Source organism: Aquimarina rhabdastrellae (assembly GCA_947387485.1).
In the GTDB taxonomy this organism is placed as follows: Bacteria; Bacteroidota; Bacteroidia; order Flavobacteriales; family Flavobacteriaceae; genus Aquimarina.
The window spans coordinates 25,459-42,971 of record CANDNT010000001.1 but is presented as its reverse complement, the minus strand read 5'-3'; the positions used below and the strand labels follow the sequence as shown (position 1 = coordinate 42,971).

Genomic DNA, 17,513 nt, shown 5'->3' with positions numbered 1-17,513 from the left:
GATGCTAATTACATTAATGATTTAATCTAAGTTGCTTTTCAAAAAAGACTAGATACCATTGAAGATCGTTGTGCATATAACGTTCTTCTTCATCATAAAAACCTAATAAAGGATGCATTATATCTTCGTTATCTAATAAGAATAATGAACCTTGAAAGATTTCTTCTTCTTCAAAATAATCAAGCGTATATCCTATTTTTTGAGTATTTCGTTTATCAAAAGTTCCCTTAAAATCTTTATGATCTATTTTTAAAACACCATTAGATAATGTTTTAATACTGCCATTGATTTTTTGATTTGTAAGTAATCTATATGCTTGAGAAATACCCACAGCAAATAAACCAATAATGATAAAGATGATCTTAAACGGTATCCGATCTACAAAAGCATAATCATCAAAAATGATGTAAAGAAGTAATATTAGTGCAATACTATTAGGTAAAATGGCTAAACCAAATAAGGAAACATAATCAATCTGTGCTTGACCAATAGTAATACTGTTATTTGTAATATTGTATTTGATACGGTGTCTTTTAAATTTAGATTCTAAAAGAGAACGTTCTGTAGTATTCATAAATATATTTTTGAATGAATTAAAATGTTTTATAGAAGCAAAACATGCTTCTATTGAATTGCAATAAAATAAGGTGAGATTTATTGCAATTCCATATGTAAAATTGGATATGGCTTTCCTGTAGTATCAAGTTCAGATCGTTTGTAAGTCACAAAACCACTATGCAAATAAAAACCAATAGCCTGTTCGTTTTGTTCATTTACATCAACTTTGTTTATCTTTTGATCTTCTATAGCATTTTGTAATAGTGCTTTACCAACTCCTTTACCACGATATGCTGGATGAATAAAAAGCATTTCTAGGTTTTGCTCAGCAACTCCAGAAAAACCAATGATTTTATTATCTGTATTTTTGATACATCGCAGCGTTACTGCATCTAGATATTGATTAAGAATCAAAGGTTTAAAATATGCTATATCTTCCTCTTTAAGAAAATCATGAGTAGCTCGTACAGATGCTTCCCAAACAGCAACAACTTCTTTATATTCTGTCGGAAGTATTGTTTCTATTGAATAGTTCATTTTTTGATATGATATTATGTTGTCAAATATAGTAATTTAAATAATTAAAGAATTTGAGTAAGTTTTAAACGATAGTGAAAAGAGGTATAAAGAAGTCTTTTCCCTTTCAATAATTTGATCAACCCAAGAGTAGCCCTCGACAAGCTCGGGCTACTTTTGGGTTATCGAGCCTGTTGAGATAAACTTTTACATTCTTCACTAATTGTTTTATAATTCATCAATTACTCCTTATAACATTTATATTGTTCTCTATTGCATAACAATAAATTAAACGCTGCATTTCGTACAACTTTGTATCTGTGGTAATAAGAGAAGGATATTCGATTAAGTAGCTGCTATCTTTTCTTATAACATAGGCGGAATCTGAAAAGCCTAATAATAAAAGAGTAAGAGCATATATCATTTAGTATAATGGGTAAAGATAATAGCGAAACAGATAGAATATTTTCAGAATATTTTAGTGAGTATTTTGAAGCAAATGGTAAATATAAGGGGAATTATATTACAATAAAATATGAAGACCATAAGATTTCTGATCATCAAGGACATATTGTGCCTGATAACAAGATAAGATCTGTTTGTGATAATGAAGAAATTATAGCAATAGCCAAGAAAATAAAAAAAACATTTAATATTAAAGATTCTAATGAATTTGATGTTATTAAATCCATTATTATATGGAATCCTATTAATATATGTTCAGCACCTACCGATGAAAAAAGAGGACAATATCCTAAAAACGATATAGATAATGAAGTTGCTTATAAAATCATGGAAATCCATGCTGACGCTAATATTACCGAAAGTCTCTCATGGAGAAATGCTTTGAGAAAAATTATTTTGAAACCAGACGATATGTCGAGATTAGTTTCATATGTAAAAGAGAGTTTAAATTTGTTATTATCTCAAGATAATACTTCTGATTTGGTATATCATCTTTTTGAGTGGGAAAGAATTACTATCCAAAAAGGAAAAAAAGAAGTTTTAGTTCCCTCTGAAATTAATTTTATTGATAAAGAGTCAAAAAGAAAATAAAAGAGTTTCAATTAAAGTCGTTGTATCGAGAAAATATTTTATTCATATTCAAAACTTCTCAATACAACGATTTTATTCAGTATTTTCAATTTCTTTTTAGTTCATCAAGAGTTTTACCAGTTTTATCCTTCCACTCTCTCCAACCATTAGCTCTTCTACCTAAAACAGTTACAGCAGCAGAACTTGGAGATTTGAATAATTCGTCTTTGGCAAACTCTAATATATTTTCTTTCTGTACTAAGACTCCTTTTTCTTTAAGTCGAGTTCTTAGGCCAACAACCCATTTATCATCTGATATAGTTTCTTTTAAGTTACATATTGAACCTTGTAATACTAAAACTCCTTCGTCTGTAAGCAAAGCTTCTGCTTTAGCATCTTTTCCTTTACAATAAAACTTTTCTTGTTTAATAATTTTATCAGATCCTCTTTGATTTTCGAATAATGGAAATCCAAGTGAACTCACTAATATTTTGATAGTTTCAAAATGATCTAATAAATCAGCTTCTCTGGATTCACTAATAGATGGTTTTGTAGAGCCTTTCCCATTATCAAATTTATATCGTTTTATTTTTTCAGCTATTTTCAAACAATGATGTTCTAGATATTTTGCATCAGTTTTATTATAATCATTAGTTTTTGTAGTAACTATAATACAATCTGTCCAGAATTCTTTATTACGTTGATGTTCTTTTATTCGTTGCCAACAATTCTCACCTTCTCCTATATAGACCATAGAAATACCATTTTCATCTTCACCAAATAAGAAATATACTCCTGTATATTGAATCATTTCTCTTTTTTCAGCCTTATTGATAATTGTTCGAGGAAAATAAAGAGCTTTTAACATTCTACTAGTTAATTCAGCTTCTTTGACGCCTGTAGGAGATCCCGTAGGTAAAAATATTTGTATTGTTTGAGGACGAGTCATAGTAATTACTGTATTTGATGATTATTGTTTACTCCATAATTTCTTTCCAGTTTCTTCATCAATAGAAAACATGGTCTGCATAAATCGATAATTGACATTAGCTATTCGTTTAATTTCAGATGGACTGATAGGTTCTTTAAGGATTTCAAAATCATTTAATTTCATATAGTATTCTTCTTCATTTCTATAATCATGATCTTTTTTTAATAATTTCCCTGTTGCTATTCCTTTGGCAATAATCCCTTTTCCTGTACTATATAAAAAAATATAATGTCCTTTTTGTAGTTTTTCTATTTTATGTATCCATGGAGAATCATATGCTGCAGCTTTTTTTTCTGTTAACATATCTCTTTCATCCTGTTCTCCATCTTTAGTATTTGTATTGAGTATAAAATATTTTTGATCGACGATATCTTCATATATATTAGATGATTTAAGAAAAGTCTCGAAATCTAATAATATTTCACCTTTAACATCATATATTTTGTAAATCCAACTAGTAATGTTTATTCCTTGGTCTTGCCAATATAATATGGCTGATCTAGTTTTAATGTCAATTCCATTTGTTACTAGAATAAATTGTTGTTTATTATTAATATCTTTTTCTTGAAGATTTGTATTGAATTTTAGATTAATCTCATGCAATAATTCATTACTGTTTTTATCCCTTTTTTTATAATAGGTATTTAGTTCACTATAATTATATTGACCATATATTTGTCCATATCTTAGCGCTTGTAGAAGATTTACATCTTTTGACTCCCATGCTTTTAGCTCAAATATATATAAAGTACCTTCTTTATCAATTGCCATTAAATCAGGTTCTTCTTTACCTGGTTTAGATTGCATAATTAAAAGTAATTCTTCCTCTGGTAACAATTCATGTAAATAAGAAAACATTAACTTTTGTAAATCATCTTCTTTCCAATTTATATCAGCTAACTTAATAGCTTTGCGCTTATGAATTTCTCTTTTCTGTTGATCTAAATTAAATATCATATGCTTTGATTTTTTATAATACAAGTATAAATATAATTTATTCTTATATAAAGAAACAAGTAAATCCTAAAAGAAACTTACGGAAAACCGTAATAAGCTTATTATTTGTAGAATTAAGGTGAAATATGTAGTATTGTAACCAAATTAAAACATTCATCAATAACATCTTGTAACAATTGTAAAACAGATCGTTCTAATCTGGAAGTATTCTGTGGTCTTTGTAATTATCCTATTCAAGGAACAGAAAAAGAACAAGCCGTATTTATTTCTACTCAAGTAATGCAACGTAGTGACGTTAACGAAGCTTTTACTCGTTTAAAACGGGCTCGAATTCTACTTTTTGTAATTGCAGGGCTTTATGGCTTAACTGGAGTTTATTTATTTTTAAACGGAGTAACAGAAATTGCCATAAGTAATATGGTAATCACAGCACTCTTTTTATGTTTTGGTTTTCTTTCGTTTAAAATGCCTAAACTAGCATTAGCTATTCCATTAATACTTGTGGTAGTATACTATTTATTATTATTGTTTATAGATCCTATCTTGGTATGGCAAGGTTTTGTTTGGAAAATATTTACTATTGGTGTTTTATCGTATGCTCTATATAGTGTATGGAACGCTGATAGCATTTTAAAAGCAAATCCATATTTAGCTTCCTTATTAGGAATTAACAAGATCAGTGATCAATAATTTGCCAACTAATTTTAATACCTAAAAACATATTATTTAATACGCTTTTAGGTATTATTTGAATTAGTCTAAATATATGATAAAATAGCTTCTTTCATCTTTTATGAACTGCTTTACGTTTTTCCGTAAAAAGCAATTTTTTATGAGATATTCACATCATAAATATCTATTGTACCTTTGTTTTGACCTTAAGCTATACCTATGCAGCCTAACATAATTGAGCATTTCAGAAAAATCATAACACTTACTCGAGAAGAAGAAGAATTAATTGCTTCAAAAATCAAAAAGCGCCATCTTAAAAAAAGAGAATTGTTATTAGAAGAAGGAATGATTTGTAAACATCTTTCTTATATCAATCAAGGGTGTATGCGTATCTATAGTGTTGATGATTACGCTTTAGAAAAAACTATATTTTTTTCTGTTGAGGATTGGTGGGCTGTAGATTTAAAAAGTTTTATAGAATTTTCTGAAGCTCGTTTTTATATAGAAGCATTAACTCCTTGTGAATTAACACAGATATATAAAAATGATTTTGAAGAACTTCTTGAACGCATACCTAAGCTAGAAAAATGGTTTAGAATACTCTTACAAAATGCATTAATCTCATCTGAAGATAGAATTAATTACAAAATGAGCTTAACAGCTCAAGAACGTTATCTTAAATTTAAAGAAAAGTATCCTATACTAGAAAGTAGAATCTCACAGAAGCATATAGCTTCTTATTTAGGCATTTCTCCCGAATTTTTAAGTAGTCTTAGAACAAAAAACTTAAAGAAAAAGTCTTAATCTAGTTTAAGATTTTAAGAATATATCGGTCATAATTTTGTGCTATAACATTATAAAAATAAAATTATGGCTTTGAAAAAAATTAAAACTGATCCTAATCTAGCAGGAATTATTTTGCGTCTTGGATTAGGAATAGTGATGCTCCCTCATGGGTATCAAAAAATTAGCAATTTTGGTGGAATTCTAGATATATTAAACACTAATTATCATTTACCCATTATTATAGCAGCATTGGTAATTCTTATCGAATTTTTTGGTCCAATTATGCTATTATTAGGTGTTTTTTCAAGAATAAATGCACTATTATTAAGTATAGTCATGTTGGGAGCTGGTTTTTATCATTTGGAACATGGATTCTTTATGAATTGGTTTGGTAATCAACAAGGAGAAGGCTATGAATTTCATTTAGTATACTTCTTTGCAGCTGTAGCATTAGCATGTTTAGGTGGAGGTAAATGGTCTTTAGATTCTTTAGTATTAACCAAAGCTAAAGCATAATGAGTATACTAATTGTTCAAGGAAGTTCAAATCCTAATGGAAATACAGCTACTATCGTAAAAATGCTAGCAGATAAATTAAATGCTGAAGTTTTAGATTTAACTACCAAAAATATTTTGCCGTTTGATTATCAATTTAAAAATCAAGAAGATGATTTTAATAGCACTGCGCATGATATTTTTGATCGTTTTGATACGATCATTTTTGCTTCACCAGTTTATTGGTATACGATGAGCGGTATTATGAAAAACTTTATAGATCGTCTTACAGATGGTTTATTGTATGATAAAGCTTTAGGTCAAAAGTATGAAAATAAAAACATGGCAGCTATTGCTTGTGGTTCTTCCCAAATGACAATTGAAGGATATTTTATACCATTTCAGAAATCAGCAACCTATCTTAAAATGAATTACCTAGGTGATATTCATTCGTGGATTGATGAAGCGAATGTGATTTCGTCTGTAGCAGAAAAGAGATTACATGCTTTTACCCAATTATTTTAATATGTAAAGTGAAAGTTTTTTTACTAACTACCCTTATTAATATATCGTATGGAAATCAATTTAATAAAAGAAAATACTACTGTAATTGAATATGTTACTTTTAAAGCAAAATCTGGTATAAGTAATCAGCAAATGTTATTTGCATGTCAAGAAACAGATGAGGTATTACATACTATAGAAGGTTTCTTACATAGGTTTATTGCATTACAAGAAGATAATACATGGGTCGAAGTTGTATTTTGGAAAAGTATTACTCATGCTAAAAATGGGCTGAAAATATTTTTAAAACATAAGATTTCTAAAATATTTCTTGAAAAAATAGAAGAAGGTACAGTAAAAATTGAATATGCAACTATAGCTTAAAAATAAAACAAGCTCATTTATTGAGCTTGTTTTGTTATGTTTGATTAGTTTAGAATCCCCATCCTCCTCCATCATCGCAACTTGCAGAAAACTCTGCTAATGTTAAACCGTTTGCACTTGTATTGTTGCATGAGTTGACATGTGTAACAGAAATTGAAAATCCACTCGATAAAGGAGATTGAATACGTACTTGTCTTGTTCCCTGATCATCAGGGTTAACAATAGCTCCATGAGATGCAGACCATTGATATGTTCCTTCATCAGTACTTCCGTTAGGATCTGCATAAAATATAAATACATCTCCCTTACATGCTCCAGCTTTTTGTTCTATCATTACATAATTAGGAGGAGTACATTCTGAGCACTTAGGAATCCAAATAGGTTCGGCACAATTATATCCGTTATTTCCTGATGCACTTACATTTAAAATTCCACCCTCAAAATCAGTATCAAATTGTACTGTTACCGTATTTGTCCCATTGCCAGTAGTAATATTCATATGTGGATTATTTTCTGTCCACATGAAGTTATTAGCAACAAAATTAGTTTGATAGGTATAAGTAGCTGTTCCTCCTGGTTTACCACAACTAACTTTAACTATCTCACAATCTACTTTTTTGTTTTGTGTTGCTTTTTGTAGTGCTTCATCGGTTTCAAAAGATTCTTCTTTGCTACAGGATGCAAATACGATAATACATGCTGCTAATAACAGTTTGATTATTTTCATTGTTTGATTTTTTATGATTTGTAATAATGCCTCTACTCTATTATGGTTTTTCGAGTTCCACCAGATTATTTTTTTTAAAATACATTATTAATAGTAAAAAAGAGGTTAAATATTGTTAAAACTATTTATTCTTTGTTTTTTCCTTCATTCTATTTTTTACCCGTTTTATAAATATGCTTAAAAAATCATCATTTCCGTTTACCTTTATTTGATTATAAAGTTCTAATGCTTTTGTGTATTCTTCTTTATGAATATAATAATGTGCTAAGCCAAACACTGCACTATGGTAATCAGGCTTTAATTTTAAGGCTTCTTTAAAATCTGTTATAGCAGATTCATACTGATCATAAGCCATATATAAATAGCCTCTGTTAGTGAATAATCTAGCTGTGGCTTTTTCTTTTATTTTTGAGGTTAAGGTATCTATTTGAAATATCGGATTTTCTTCTTTTTTATTTTTAAGTTGTTCATAAAATAGCTGATCAAATATTTCATAAAATGGCTTACATTCTGTAATCATAATCTGTATTCCTTCTCGTTTGAGTAACCTTTTAATCTGAGCATCAGCAAGTTTTTCTTCATCTTTAATTAAGGCTTTATACTCTATAACAAATGACTTTAGATTCTCTCTCATGCAAGCATCAGATTTAATTCCTTTTGTCTTAAAATCTAAATCCTCAAACTTTTTTATACAGTCACAATTTTGTTCTGCGACTTTTTTATAAAACACTGCTTTTTCTGTTTGTGCATTACCTTTGGTTGTAATTACAAATAATGCTAATAAAATAGTAATTATTGTTTTCTTTTTCATTTGCTTACTAATTAGTTGCAAGTTGATTGTATTTGTGAAGTATAGCTGCTATTTTTTATAAAGCTATATAATATTGTAACTGTTATTTGATCTTTTTTAAAATATGAAATTAATAGGTCTTTATGTTCTTTTACCTTTATATAGATACACAAGTTTGTATTTGAATCTTCTTTTTTACAATCACAGAAATAGGATCTCACAATCTCAAGAAAATCACTTTGAGACGTATCATTTTTAAATTGTAATGTATTAAGCCATTCCTTTTCTTTTACTTTTTGTGAAACTATAGCTTTAAATATTTTAGCTCGCACAACTTCTTTTTGCTTTTTGCTATGCTTTAGTACTTTTTGATAAAGTTCTTCTGCTTCGGTATAACGTTCTAATTTTTCATATAGATTAGCTAATTGCAATTGATAGGTAGCATTATCTTGGTTCATATCTAAACTTGTCTTATAATCTTGTTCAGCTTCTTCATATTTTTTATTGAAATAATAGATATTTCCTCTTTGAAAAATGAGATAATCGTCTTTTTTTTCAGCTATACGTTTATTAAAAATATTGACATCCTCAAGCGAAACTTTTTTACCATATTTTTCGAATTGCTCATTTCTAAGGTTCTTATACGTTTCATAATATAAATAGCTATCTATGATAAGTTGCTCTTGTACATTATATAATAGCGAAACTTTAAATTTCTTTTTTTCTAGTTCATTTTGTATGGTATTATCATTCTCTATAATGCTATTAAATTTATTTACGTGTAAATCCATACTTTTTGAGAAACAGGCTTTAAGCGAATTAAATTTAAAATCTTTAAGCTCATATATTAGACAATCACAAACCTCATTAGCTATTTGATTTTTAAATTGTTCGTAGTTATCCTCTTGTTTTTGACTCCACGAAAGATATGTTATACTTATAAAAAGTATTAAGATGTAGTTTAATTTCATTATCATCAATTTTATAAAAGCAAAAGTATATGTACTAAAATACCCAAACTACACTGTTTATAGGGATCATTATTACCCAGTTTTTGTGAAAAATCATAAGCAGTTGATTTTGTTTTAGTTAAAATATTTTAGTTACTAATTGAAGCTTTAAACACCTCATTTCTTTAGAATAAGCAAAAAGACTTCATCAAATTTTAAATACCTTTAAGCATATCATAAAAAATCATATAATGAAAAAAATCTTATTTTTATTAATGGGCTTAATAACTAATATAGGCTTTGCCCAACAAATTGTTACAGGTACCGTAGTTGATATTGAAGGAACACCGATACCTTTTGTAAATATTTCAGAAAAAGGAACTGCAAATGGTACGACATCAAGTGATAATGGTACTTACACCATTACAGTTGCTCCAGACGCAACACTAGTTTTTAGTTTTGTGGGATTTGCCACTCAAGAAGTATCAGTAAATAATCAATCTACAATAAATGTTACTTTAACCGAGGGAGAATCTCTAAGTGCAATTACTCTTGTGGGATCTCGTAGTCCTAAACGAACAGCTGTAGATACTCCAGTAGCCATTGATGTAATTGACATGCAAGATGTGGTTTCGCAAAGCGGAAAAATTGAAATTAACGAATTACTACAATATTCAGCACCTTCATTTAATGCCAATAAACAATCGGGATCAGATGGTGCAGATCATATCGACCCTGCTACGTTGAGGGGTTTAGGGCCTGATCAAACCTTAGTCTTAATCAACGGAAAACGTAGACATAGTTCATCTCTAATCAATGTATTTGGGACAAGAGGAAGAGGAAATTCGGGTACAGATCTCAACGCCATTCCAGCATCGGCTATCAAGCGTATTGAAATCTTAAGAGATGGGGCTGCTGCACAATATGGTTCAGACGCTATTGCGGGTGTTATCAATATTGTCTTAAAAGATAATACAGATACGTTTACTGGAGGTGTGAGCTATGGAGTTTATAATACCAATGCCAAAGGTGATTTCCCTACTGGAACTCCCAATACTGATGGGAATCGTTTAGATACGGATCGTGATGGAAATGCAATTGGAGATGATCAAAATTTTGATGGTGGATCTGTAAAAGTAACTGCTAATTATGGTGTAAAAGTGGGTCAAGAAGGTTTCTTAAATTTTACTACAGAGTATTTAAATAAAAACAAAACTTTACGTCCGGGATATGATTTCAGAAGAGGTTTTGGTGAAGCTGCTCTAGAAGGATTCAACTTCTTTGTTAATGGAGAAGTTCCTGTATCAGAAAACACACAAATCTACGCTTTTGGTGGACGTAATTTTAGAGATACAGATGCCTATGCTTTTACACGTAATGATGGAGAGCGTGTGGTTACTTCTATTTTTCCTAATGGTTTTACACCTAGAATTACATCAAACATTATAGACAATTCTGCTTCTGTAGGTATACGTACAAAAACAGCAAATGATTGGAATATTGATTTTAATAATACTTGGGGAAAAAACAACTTTCATTATTTTATTAAAGGAACTTTGAATGCCTCTTTAGAAGAACTATCACCTACAGATTTTGATGCTGGTGGACATAGTTTAAGTCAAAATACAACAAGTCTAGATGTATCTCGTTATTTTGATGATATCTTAAAAGGATTTAACCTTGCTTTTGGAGCAGAATATAGAACAGAAAATTTTATCATTTTTGCTGGAGAAGAAGCTTCTTATGCAACTTATGATATTAATGGATTAGCTATTACTGATCCAGCTAATCAAACACAACCTACAGCACCTAATGGTGAATTAAGGCCAGGAGGTTCTCAAGGTTTTCCTGGATATAGTCCAGCAAACGAAGTAGATCGCACTCGTTCTAATGTATCGCTTTATGCAGATGGTGAATTGGATATCACAGATACTTTTTTGGTAAGTGCTGCTGCTCGTTTTGAGAATTATAGTGATTTTGGTAGTACGTTAAATGGTAAATTAGCTACCCGTGTAAAAATAGGAGAATATGTTAATGTACGTAGTTCTGTTAGTACTGGATTTAGAGCTCCTTCTCTTGCTCAAATTTATTACAATTTGCGTTTTACTGATTTTCAGGGAGGTATAGCAACAGAGACACTATTGTCACCAAATAATAGCCCTGTGACTGCTTCTTTTGGAATTCAACAATTAAAAGAAGAAACTGCACTTAATGCGTCTTTGGGGGCGACCGCTAGTTTTAATGATTTTACGATTACTGTTGATGGTTATTATATTAATGTAAAAGATCGTATTGTTTTGACAGGAACATTTGCTGCTCCTCAAATACCTAATGTAGCAGAAGCTCAATTCTTTGTTAATGGTGTTGATACAGAAACTGTAGGTCTTGATCTAATTGTTTCATGGAAACACAATTTTGGACCAAGCGGAACTTTAGGAGCTACACTTGCAGGAAACATTAATAATATGACTATAGCAGATGTAAATAATGGTCAGTTAGATGCTGATACATTTTTTGGAGCTAGAGAAAAAGCATTTTTATTGGCCTCTGCTCCAGATAGTAAGTTTACATTAAATACAACTTACAAATTAGATAAATTCAATGCAGGATTGGCTATTACGCGCTTTAGCGAAATCACATTAATAGATTTTGCAGATACAGAAGATATTTATGGTGCAAAATTTACTACAGACCTTAATTTAGGTTATCAATTAACTCAAAATCTAAAAGTATCATTAGGTGGTAATAATATATTTAATGAGTATCCAGATCAACAAAACGATGGAGAAACTGAATCTGGAGGATATTGGGACGCTGTACAAATGGGCTTTAGTGGAGCATACTATTATGCTAGAATGAATTTTAGTTTTTAATTATAAACAGCAAAGGCGGTTTGATATTTAAACCGCCTTTGTTATTACAACACACATACAATTTTATATTTTTCTATACATTTCACTACATCCTTCTATACAGATATAATGCAAAATTAAACTATTACCCTCTTGTTCAAATTTGATTGTTGTTCCGTCAAAATCACAACCTATAGGGCGTATTCTTGAATCTTCTACGGCATATGTTCCTTCGCCTCCTTCGGTATCATTTGAACTAAATTGACATAATGAAACATTTGATAACACTGTTTGATCATCATTAAATTGTATCCATTGATCAGATGTTATAGGTGTAAATGTACCACTACCATCACCTGGATCTGCTAATCGTGCTACTAATTCCCATTTCCCTATTAATGTAATATCTTCATCATTATCATTGCTACAACTTACTAGAAGTATTACCATGACAATGAATAAATTCAAACGTTTCATATTTTTTGATTTTAAGTCTGTATCTCATAGATTCAAAAAAACGTAAATAGTTGCGTCATGCACAAAAAAATAGTAAATCGCTGTATCCATTTATTAATTTTAATCAAAAGCTTTAAAATCCTACCATATTGAGAATAGATTAACACTTTTTAGGAATCATTTTCTTTAACTTACCACAAAAACAATTTTGCAATGAAAAAGCTTTATTTTCTATTATTATTTTGCTGTTCATTTTCTTTAATAGCACAAACAGATGCTCGTATTTATGATATCATTGATGCTGTATCTGAAAAACGTATCGAGAAAGATATTCAAAAGCTGGTTAGTTTTGGAACACGTAATACTTTTAGCGATACCATTTCAAATACAAGAGGTATTGGTGCAGCTAGACGATGGATTAAATCAGAGTTTGAATCTATTTCAAAATCATGTAATAATTGCCTTGAAGTATCGTATCAAAAAGATTTAGTAACCACAGATATGGGGTCAAGGGTTCCCAAAGATGCTTATGTAGTGAATGTTGTTGCTATACAACGTGGTACAAAATATCCTAATCGCTACGTGATCATGAGTGGTGATATTGACTCTAGAGCTTCAGATACTATGGATTATACTACAGATGCTCCAGGAGCAAATGATAATGCAAGTGGTATGGCTGGTACGCTAGAAGCTGCAAGGGTTTTATCAAAATACAGTTTTGAAAGTAGTATTATCTATGTAGGGCTTTCTGGAGAAGAACAAGGTTTATTTGGTGGAGCTGGATTAGCAAAATATGCAAAGAAGAATAATTGGGATATCATAGGAGTGCTTAATAACGATATGATCGGAAATATTAAAGGTGTTGACGGAGTTATCGATAACCGTAGTTTTCGTATTTTTTCAGAACCAACTAATCTAACAGATGATAAAAACAAAGTTCGTTTACGTCGCTTTTATGGTGGCGAGGTTGATGGTATTTCTAGACAATTAGCACGTTATATTCACAAAAATGTAAAGACCTATATGCCAGAAATGAATCCTATGATGATCTATCGCTTAGATCGTTTTGGCCGTGGTGGACATCATCGTCCGTTTAACGATTTAGGATATGCAGGTGTACGTATTATGGAAGCTCACGAAAATTATACGCAACAGCATCAAAATATAAGAGTAGAAAATGGGATTCATTATGGCGATGTTATTGAACACGTTAATTTTGCCTATGCAGCAAAACTTACCGCAGTAAATGCTATAAATCTTGCAAGCTTGGCTTGGGCACCTCCTGCTCCTACAGGTGTTAAAATTGGCGGAATCGTTGAGCCTTCGGCTAAGTTTAAATGGGAAGCATCAAAGGATAAAACCATTAAGGGATATAAAATTTATTGGAGAGATACTACCTCTCCTACTTGGGATCACAGTCGTTTTGTAGGTAATGTCAATGAATTTTTGTTAAAAGGAATTGTGATTGATAATTATTTCTTTGGTATAGCAACTGTGGGAGAAAATGGATTTGAAAGCCCAATTGTGTTCCCTTCAGCAACATTTAGATAATCTTTCTTTTGATGAAAATAAATACTATGAAACATATAATATATCTCTGCTTACTTTTTTGTTGTATTTCATGTACTACGAGCGAATGTAGCGAAAACCATAAAGATTTTAACAAAAATAAAGTAGTAGTTTTAGGAGCCATACATAGCGGACATCTAACCGATAGCGTTTATAATACTACATATTTAAAAAAGTTGATAAAAGCTATTAAGCCAGATTTAATTCTTACCGAAATTCCGCCAGATCGTTTTGAAGCTGCTATGGAAGGATTTAAAAGAGATGATAGTATCTCTGAACCTAGAGTAATGCGTTTTCCAGAATATACAGATGCCGTTTTTCCGTTAACCAAGGAAATGAATTTCGAAATTATTCCTACTGCTGGATGGACACGACCTATGGCATTAGATCGTAGAGATAAATTACGTGCTATAAGTAAAGATTCTACACGTACCGAGGATTGGCAAGCCTATCTTGCCGCTAATCGTAAAACTGATTCTTTATACAAAGCTTCAGGTAAGGTTAATGATCCATATTTTATTCATACACATACGTATGATAGCATACAAGATATTGCATTACAAGTATATAATGATCGCTTTAATGTTGAGTTAGGTTTAGGTGGTTGGGATAATATCAATATAGCCCATTATTGGAATATTCATAAAGCACTAGAACAATACCGATACCAACGTAAACGTGTTTTAATTATTTATGGTGCTGGACACAAAGGATGGTTTTTAAGAGAATTACGTCAACGAGATGATATTAAACTTTTAGAAATGAAACCATTTTTGGATAAGGTTCAAAAAGATCTAAAAAAGACTTCATCATTATAATATTATTATGAAAGTATATTTTCCTCAATGGCAAGGGTCAGGGACAGGTGAAAATATTGCAACTGGTGCTCAAACTGTTTTAACATATTGCAATGTTTCAAAATTTGTTAAAATACCGCTTTCGCGAAAAGCACCACAACAAAAACACCATATTAACTTTTATGAAGCTATTGTAGAACAACTTAAAGATTTTAAGAATACATTGCAATTAGCATCACCTAAAACTATTCAAACTATTGGTGGTGATTGTGGATTAGAAATTGTTCCTGTTTCATATCTCAATGCACTATATCCTAACATGGGTGTATTATGGTTTGATGCGCATGCAGATATTAATCGTCCATGTGACTCTTCTAGCTGTAATTTTCATGGAATGCCATTACGTACTCTCTTGGGAGAAGGAGCTACAGGAATGGACATACTGCTAACCGCCACTATTAAAGCAGATCAAATTCATTATGTTGGATTACGTAGCATTGACCCTACTGAGCAGTTAAGAATAGACAAAGACAAGATTTATGCTCCAAAGAAATTAGATATTCAGGATTTAGTACAGACACTCAAACTAAAAGGAATTACACATTTGTACATTCATTTTGATTTTGATTGTTTAGAACCTAACGAATATCCCCATACCTATTATCAAGTGCCTAATGGTGTATCTATAACAGCTGCCGAAGAATGTATTAAAACACTGCAGGATGAATTTATAATGGTAGGTAGTAGTGTATTGGAATCTGTAACTACAGATATGGATGAACTTACACCTATCAAAGGAATTATAGATTTATTAATGAAATAAAAATAAACCACTCTTTGATTTAAAAAAATCATATTAAGAGTGGTTTCAGAAATATAAGGAATCTTCACGAAGGCAATCAAATTTATTTGATTGCCTTTTTTAATTATTTTATTTTAATATTCACTCGACAAGTATACGGGACTCCTTTCTATTTACAAAAGAAATCAAAGTGTCAAAAAGTGACACTATTGTTTATCAGTATTTTATAAAAATTGAAGTTTGAGTTATTCTTTAAATGACCTAGATAAGCTAAGAGTTATTTAAAGAATTAGGGAATACAGTATGCACCATATTCCCTAATAAGCTATAAAGTTATAAGCTATTTAATTAAGCTGTACGGATAATTTTTGCTCCAATAGCTCTTAAACGCTCATCTATATTTTCATATCCACGATCGATTTGTTCGATATTGTGAATAGTTGAAGTTCCTTTTGCACTTAAAGCAGCAATCAACAATGAAATACCGGCTCTAATATCTGGAGAAACCATAGTAGTTGCTTTAAGTTGAGAATTAAAATCGTGTCCTATAACCGTTGCTCTATGTGGGTCACAAAGAATGATTTTTGCGCCCATATCAATTAGTTTATCTACAAAGAAAAGACGACTTTCAAACATTTTCTGGTGAATCATTACTTCACCTTTTGCTTGTGTAGCTACCACTAAAATGATACTTAACAAATCCGGAGTAAATCCAGGCCATGGAGCATCACTAATCGTCATAAACGAGCCATCAATAAAGCTTTCTATTTCATAACCATCTTTATGTGCAGGAATAAAAATATCATCCCCTTTCTTTTCTAAAGTGATTCCTAATTTTCTAAATGTATTAGGAATCAACCCTAAGTCGTTCCAACTAACATTTTTAATAGTAATCTCACTCTTAGTCATTGCTGCTAAACCTATCCAAGATCCTATTTCAATCATATCAGGTAACACACGGTGTTCACAACCTCCTAAAGCTTCAACTCCTTCTATCGTTAAAAGATTAGACCCAATACCTTTGATATTAGCTCCCATAGAGTTAAGCATTTTACATAACTGTTGTAAATATGGCTCACATGCAGCATTGTAAATTGTTGTAGTTCCTTTGGCCAAAGCAGCAGCCATTACAATATTAGCTGTTCCTGTAACAGAAGCTTCGTCAAGTAACATATATGTTCCTGTTAATCCTTCTGGAGCTTCAACTCCATAGAAACGCTCTTCTTTATTATATCTAAACTGAGCTCCTAATTTGATAAAACCTTCAAAGTGTGTATCTAATCTACGTCTTCCAATTTTATCACCACCTGGTCTAGGGATATATCCTTTTCCGAAACGTCCTAAAAGTGGTCCTACAATCATGATAGAACCTCTTAGACTACTTCCTTCTTGTTTAAATTGTTCACTTTCTAGGTATTCTAGATTCAATTCATCACTCTTGAAAGTAAATTTTCCTTTTCCAAGTTTTTGAATCTTTACTCCTAGATTTCCTAAAATAGTAATTAGTTTATTTACATCTCTAATATCTGGAATATTAGAAATTGTAACTTTTTCTGGGGTTAATAATACCGCACAAAGAATCTGTAAAGCCTCATTTTTTGCTCCTTGGGGTTGGATTTCTCCTTTGAGCTGATGGCCTCCTTCAATTTGAAAAGTACCCATAAATTTTAATC

At 30.8% G+C, this 17,513-nt stretch carries 19 protein-coding genes; 10 read left to right on the top strand and 9 right to left on the bottom strand.

Annotated features, from left to right (window positions below):
* Positions 1-13: 13 nt before the first annotated feature.
* Together ACYEKI_RS00220 and ACYEKI_RS00215 are read right to left on the bottom strand one after the other, a co-directional pair.
* Positions 14-574, bottom strand: coding sequence for a hypothetical protein (locus tag ACYEKI_RS00220; RefSeq protein ID WP_459209126.1), 561 nt, complete (start codon positions 572-574; stop codon positions 14-16).
* Positions 575-654: 80 nt separating this feature from the next.
* Positions 655-1,095 (bottom strand): GNAT family N-acetyltransferase, encoded by a 441-nt coding sequence (locus ACYEKI_RS00215; protein WP_459209125.1) that lies wholly within the window; start codon positions 1,093-1,095, stop codon positions 655-657.
* Positions 1,096-1,506: 411 nt separating this feature from the next.
* Between ACYEKI_RS00215 and ACYEKI_RS00210 the strand changes: the two genes are divergently transcribed.
* Positions 1,507-2,130, top strand: coding sequence for a hypothetical protein (locus tag ACYEKI_RS00210; protein ID WP_459209124.1), 624 nt, complete (start codon positions 1,507-1,509; stop codon positions 2,128-2,130).
* 85 nt (positions 2,131-2,215) lie between these two features.
* Here ACYEKI_RS00210 and ACYEKI_RS00205 read toward each other — a convergent pair whose 3' ends face one another.
* On the bottom strand, positions 2,216-3,058 hold the full coding sequence (locus ACYEKI_RS00205; RefSeq protein WP_459209123.1) for a GIY-YIG nuclease family protein: 843 nt from the start codon (positions 3,056-3,058) through the stop codon (positions 2,216-2,218).
* 21 nt (positions 3,059-3,079) lie between these two features.
* Positions 3,080-4,057: a hypothetical protein gene (locus ACYEKI_RS00200; protein WP_459209122.1), complete on the bottom strand. Its 978-nt coding sequence runs from the start codon at positions 4,055-4,057 to the stop codon at positions 3,080-3,082.
* A 279-nt stretch (positions 4,058-4,336) separates the two neighbouring features.
* Between ACYEKI_RS00200 and ACYEKI_RS00195 the strand changes: the two genes are divergently transcribed.
* The 5 genes from ACYEKI_RS00195 to ACYEKI_RS00175 all read left to right on the top strand — a co-directional run bounded on the left by ACYEKI_RS00195 (position 4,337) and on the right by ACYEKI_RS00175 (position 6,897).
* Positions 4,337-4,747: a hypothetical protein gene (locus ACYEKI_RS00195; RefSeq protein ID WP_459209121.1), complete on the top strand. Its 411-nt coding sequence runs from the start codon at positions 4,337-4,339 to the stop codon at positions 4,745-4,747.
* 201 nt (positions 4,748-4,948) lie between these two features.
* The gene (locus ACYEKI_RS00190; RefSeq protein WP_459209120.1) at positions 4,949-5,533 is read left to right on the top strand and encodes a Crp/Fnr family transcriptional regulator; all 585 of its coding nucleotides are present in this window, start codon (positions 4,949-4,951) and stop codon (positions 5,531-5,533) included.
* Between the two features lie 66 nt (positions 5,534-5,599).
* Positions 5,600-6,031, top strand: coding sequence for a DoxX family protein (locus ACYEKI_RS00185; RefSeq protein ID WP_459209119.1), 432 nt, complete (start codon positions 5,600-5,602; stop codon positions 6,029-6,031).
* Positions 6,031-6,534, top strand: coding sequence for a flavodoxin family protein (locus tag ACYEKI_RS00180; RefSeq protein ID WP_459209118.1), 504 nt, complete (start codon positions 6,031-6,033; stop codon positions 6,532-6,534). Before ACYEKI_RS00185 ends, ACYEKI_RS00180 begins: the two co-directional genes overlap by 1 nt.
* 48 nt (positions 6,535-6,582) lie before the next feature.
* Positions 6,583-6,897: a hypothetical protein gene (locus ACYEKI_RS00175; RefSeq protein ID WP_459209117.1), complete on the top strand. Its 315-nt coding sequence runs from the start codon at positions 6,583-6,585 to the stop codon at positions 6,895-6,897.
* 49 nt (positions 6,898-6,946) lie between these two features.
* Here ACYEKI_RS00175 and ACYEKI_RS00170 read toward each other — a convergent pair whose 3' ends face one another.
* From ACYEKI_RS00170 to ACYEKI_RS00160, 3 genes are all read right to left on the bottom strand, one after another.
* Positions 6,947-7,624 (bottom strand): hypothetical protein, encoded by a 678-nt coding sequence (locus tag ACYEKI_RS00170; protein ID WP_459209116.1) that lies wholly within the window; start codon positions 7,622-7,624, stop codon positions 6,947-6,949.
* Between the two features lie 121 nt (positions 7,625-7,745).
* On the bottom strand, positions 7,746-8,435 hold the full coding sequence (locus ACYEKI_RS00165; RefSeq protein WP_459209115.1) for a tetratricopeptide repeat protein: 690 nt from the start codon (positions 8,433-8,435) through the stop codon (positions 7,746-7,748).
* 11 nt (positions 8,436-8,446) lie between these two features.
* Positions 8,447-9,385 (bottom strand): tetratricopeptide repeat protein, encoded by a 939-nt coding sequence (locus ACYEKI_RS00160; protein WP_459209114.1) that lies wholly within the window; start codon positions 9,383-9,385, stop codon positions 8,447-8,449.
* A 230-nt stretch (positions 9,386-9,615) separates the two neighbouring features.
* Between ACYEKI_RS00160 and ACYEKI_RS00155 the strand changes: the two genes are divergently transcribed.
* Positions 9,616-12,237, top strand: coding sequence for a TonB-dependent receptor (locus ACYEKI_RS00155; protein WP_459209113.1), 2,622 nt, complete (start codon positions 9,616-9,618; stop codon positions 12,235-12,237).
* Positions 12,238-12,300: 63 nt separating this feature from the next.
* Here ACYEKI_RS00155 and ACYEKI_RS00150 read toward each other — a convergent pair whose 3' ends face one another.
* Positions 12,301-12,693: a hypothetical protein gene (locus tag ACYEKI_RS00150; RefSeq protein WP_459209112.1), complete on the bottom strand. Its 393-nt coding sequence runs from the start codon at positions 12,691-12,693 to the stop codon at positions 12,301-12,303.
* 192 nt (positions 12,694-12,885) lie between these two features.
* Here ACYEKI_RS00150 and ACYEKI_RS00145 point away from each other — a divergent pair, with 192 nt between their 5' ends.
* From ACYEKI_RS00145 to ACYEKI_RS00135, 3 genes are read left to right on the top strand one after another with little or no spacing between them, the layout of a single operon-like run.
* Complete coding sequence (locus tag ACYEKI_RS00145) at positions 12,886-14,223, top strand: M28 family peptidase (protein ID WP_459209111.1); 1,338 nt, start codon at positions 12,886-12,888, stop codon at positions 14,221-14,223.
* Positions 14,224-14,249: 26 nt separating this feature from the next.
* Positions 14,250-15,059: a hypothetical protein gene (locus ACYEKI_RS00140; RefSeq protein WP_459209110.1), complete on the top strand. Its 810-nt coding sequence runs from the start codon at positions 14,250-14,252 to the stop codon at positions 15,057-15,059.
* 7 nt (positions 15,060-15,066) lie between these two features.
* A complete protein-coding gene (locus tag ACYEKI_RS00135; protein ID WP_459209109.1) occupies positions 15,067-15,861 on the top strand; it encodes an arginase family protein in 795 nt (264 codons plus the stop codon).
* Between the two features lie 327 nt (positions 15,862-16,188).
* On the opposite strand, the gene murA is transcribed toward ACYEKI_RS00135, so the two are convergent.
* Positions 16,189-17,502: a UDP-N-acetylglucosamine 1-carboxyvinyltransferase gene (murA, locus tag ACYEKI_RS00130; RefSeq protein WP_459209108.1), complete on the bottom strand. Its 1,314-nt coding sequence runs from the start codon at positions 17,500-17,502 to the stop codon at positions 16,189-16,191.
* Positions 17,503-17,513: the final 11 nt, after the last annotated feature.

What these genes read in the sequence shown, in the direction of transcription:
- ACYEKI_RS00220 (WP_459209126.1), bottom strand. Translation starts at nt 574, where the DNA reads ATGAATACTACAGAACGTTCTCTTTTAGAATCTAAATTTAAAAGACAC.
- ACYEKI_RS00215 (WP_459209125.1), bottom strand. Translation starts at nt 1,095, where the DNA reads ATGAACTATTCAATAGAAACAATACTTCCGACAGAATATAAAGAAGTT.
- ACYEKI_RS00210 (WP_459209124.1), top strand. Translation starts at nt 1,507, where the DNA reads ATGGGTAAAGATAATAGCGAAACAGATAGAATATTTTCAGAATATTTT.
- ACYEKI_RS00205 (WP_459209123.1), bottom strand. Translation starts at nt 3,058, where the DNA reads ATGACTCGTCCTCAAACAATACAAATATTTTTACCTACGGGATCTCCT.
- ACYEKI_RS00200 (WP_459209122.1), bottom strand. Translation starts at nt 4,057, where the DNA reads ATGATATTTAATTTAGATCAACAGAAAAGAGAAATTCATAAGCGCAAA.
- ACYEKI_RS00195 (WP_459209121.1), top strand. Translation starts at nt 4,337, where the DNA reads ATGCAACGTAGTGACGTTAACGAAGCTTTTACTCGTTTAAAACGGGCT.
- ACYEKI_RS00190 (WP_459209120.1), top strand. Translation starts at nt 4,949, where the DNA reads ATGCAGCCTAACATAATTGAGCATTTCAGAAAAATCATAACACTTACT.
- ACYEKI_RS00185 (WP_459209119.1), top strand. Translation starts at nt 5,600, where the DNA reads ATGGCTTTGAAAAAAATTAAAACTGATCCTAATCTAGCAGGAATTATT.
- ACYEKI_RS00180 (WP_459209118.1), top strand. Translation starts at nt 6,031, where the DNA reads ATGAGTATACTAATTGTTCAAGGAAGTTCAAATCCTAATGGAAATACA.
- ACYEKI_RS00175 (WP_459209117.1), top strand. Translation starts at nt 6,583, where the DNA reads ATGGAAATCAATTTAATAAAAGAAAATACTACTGTAATTGAATATGTT.
- ACYEKI_RS00170 (WP_459209116.1), bottom strand. Translation starts at nt 7,624, where the DNA reads ATGAAAATAATCAAACTGTTATTAGCAGCATGTATTATCGTATTTGCA.
- ACYEKI_RS00165 (WP_459209115.1), bottom strand. Translation starts at nt 8,435, where the DNA reads ATGAAAAAGAAAACAATAATTACTATTTTATTAGCATTATTTGTAATT.
- ACYEKI_RS00160 (WP_459209114.1), bottom strand. Translation starts at nt 9,385, where the DNA reads ATGAAATTAAACTACATCTTAATACTTTTTATAAGTATAACATATCTT.
- ACYEKI_RS00155 (WP_459209113.1), top strand. Translation starts at nt 9,616, where the DNA reads ATGAAAAAAATCTTATTTTTATTAATGGGCTTAATAACTAATATAGGC.
- ACYEKI_RS00150 (WP_459209112.1), bottom strand. Translation starts at nt 12,693, where the DNA reads ATGAAACGTTTGAATTTATTCATTGTCATGGTAATACTTCTAGTAAGT.
- ACYEKI_RS00145 (WP_459209111.1), top strand. Translation starts at nt 12,886, where the DNA reads ATGAAAAAGCTTTATTTTCTATTATTATTTTGCTGTTCATTTTCTTTA.
- ACYEKI_RS00140 (WP_459209110.1), top strand. Translation starts at nt 14,250, where the DNA reads ATGAAACATATAATATATCTCTGCTTACTTTTTTGTTGTATTTCATGT.
- ACYEKI_RS00135 (WP_459209109.1), top strand. Translation starts at nt 15,067, where the DNA reads ATGAAAGTATATTTTCCTCAATGGCAAGGGTCAGGGACAGGTGAAAAT.
- murA (WP_459209108.1), bottom strand. Translation starts at nt 17,502, where the DNA reads ATGGGTACTTTTCAAATTGAAGGAGGCCATCAGCTCAAAGGAGAAATC.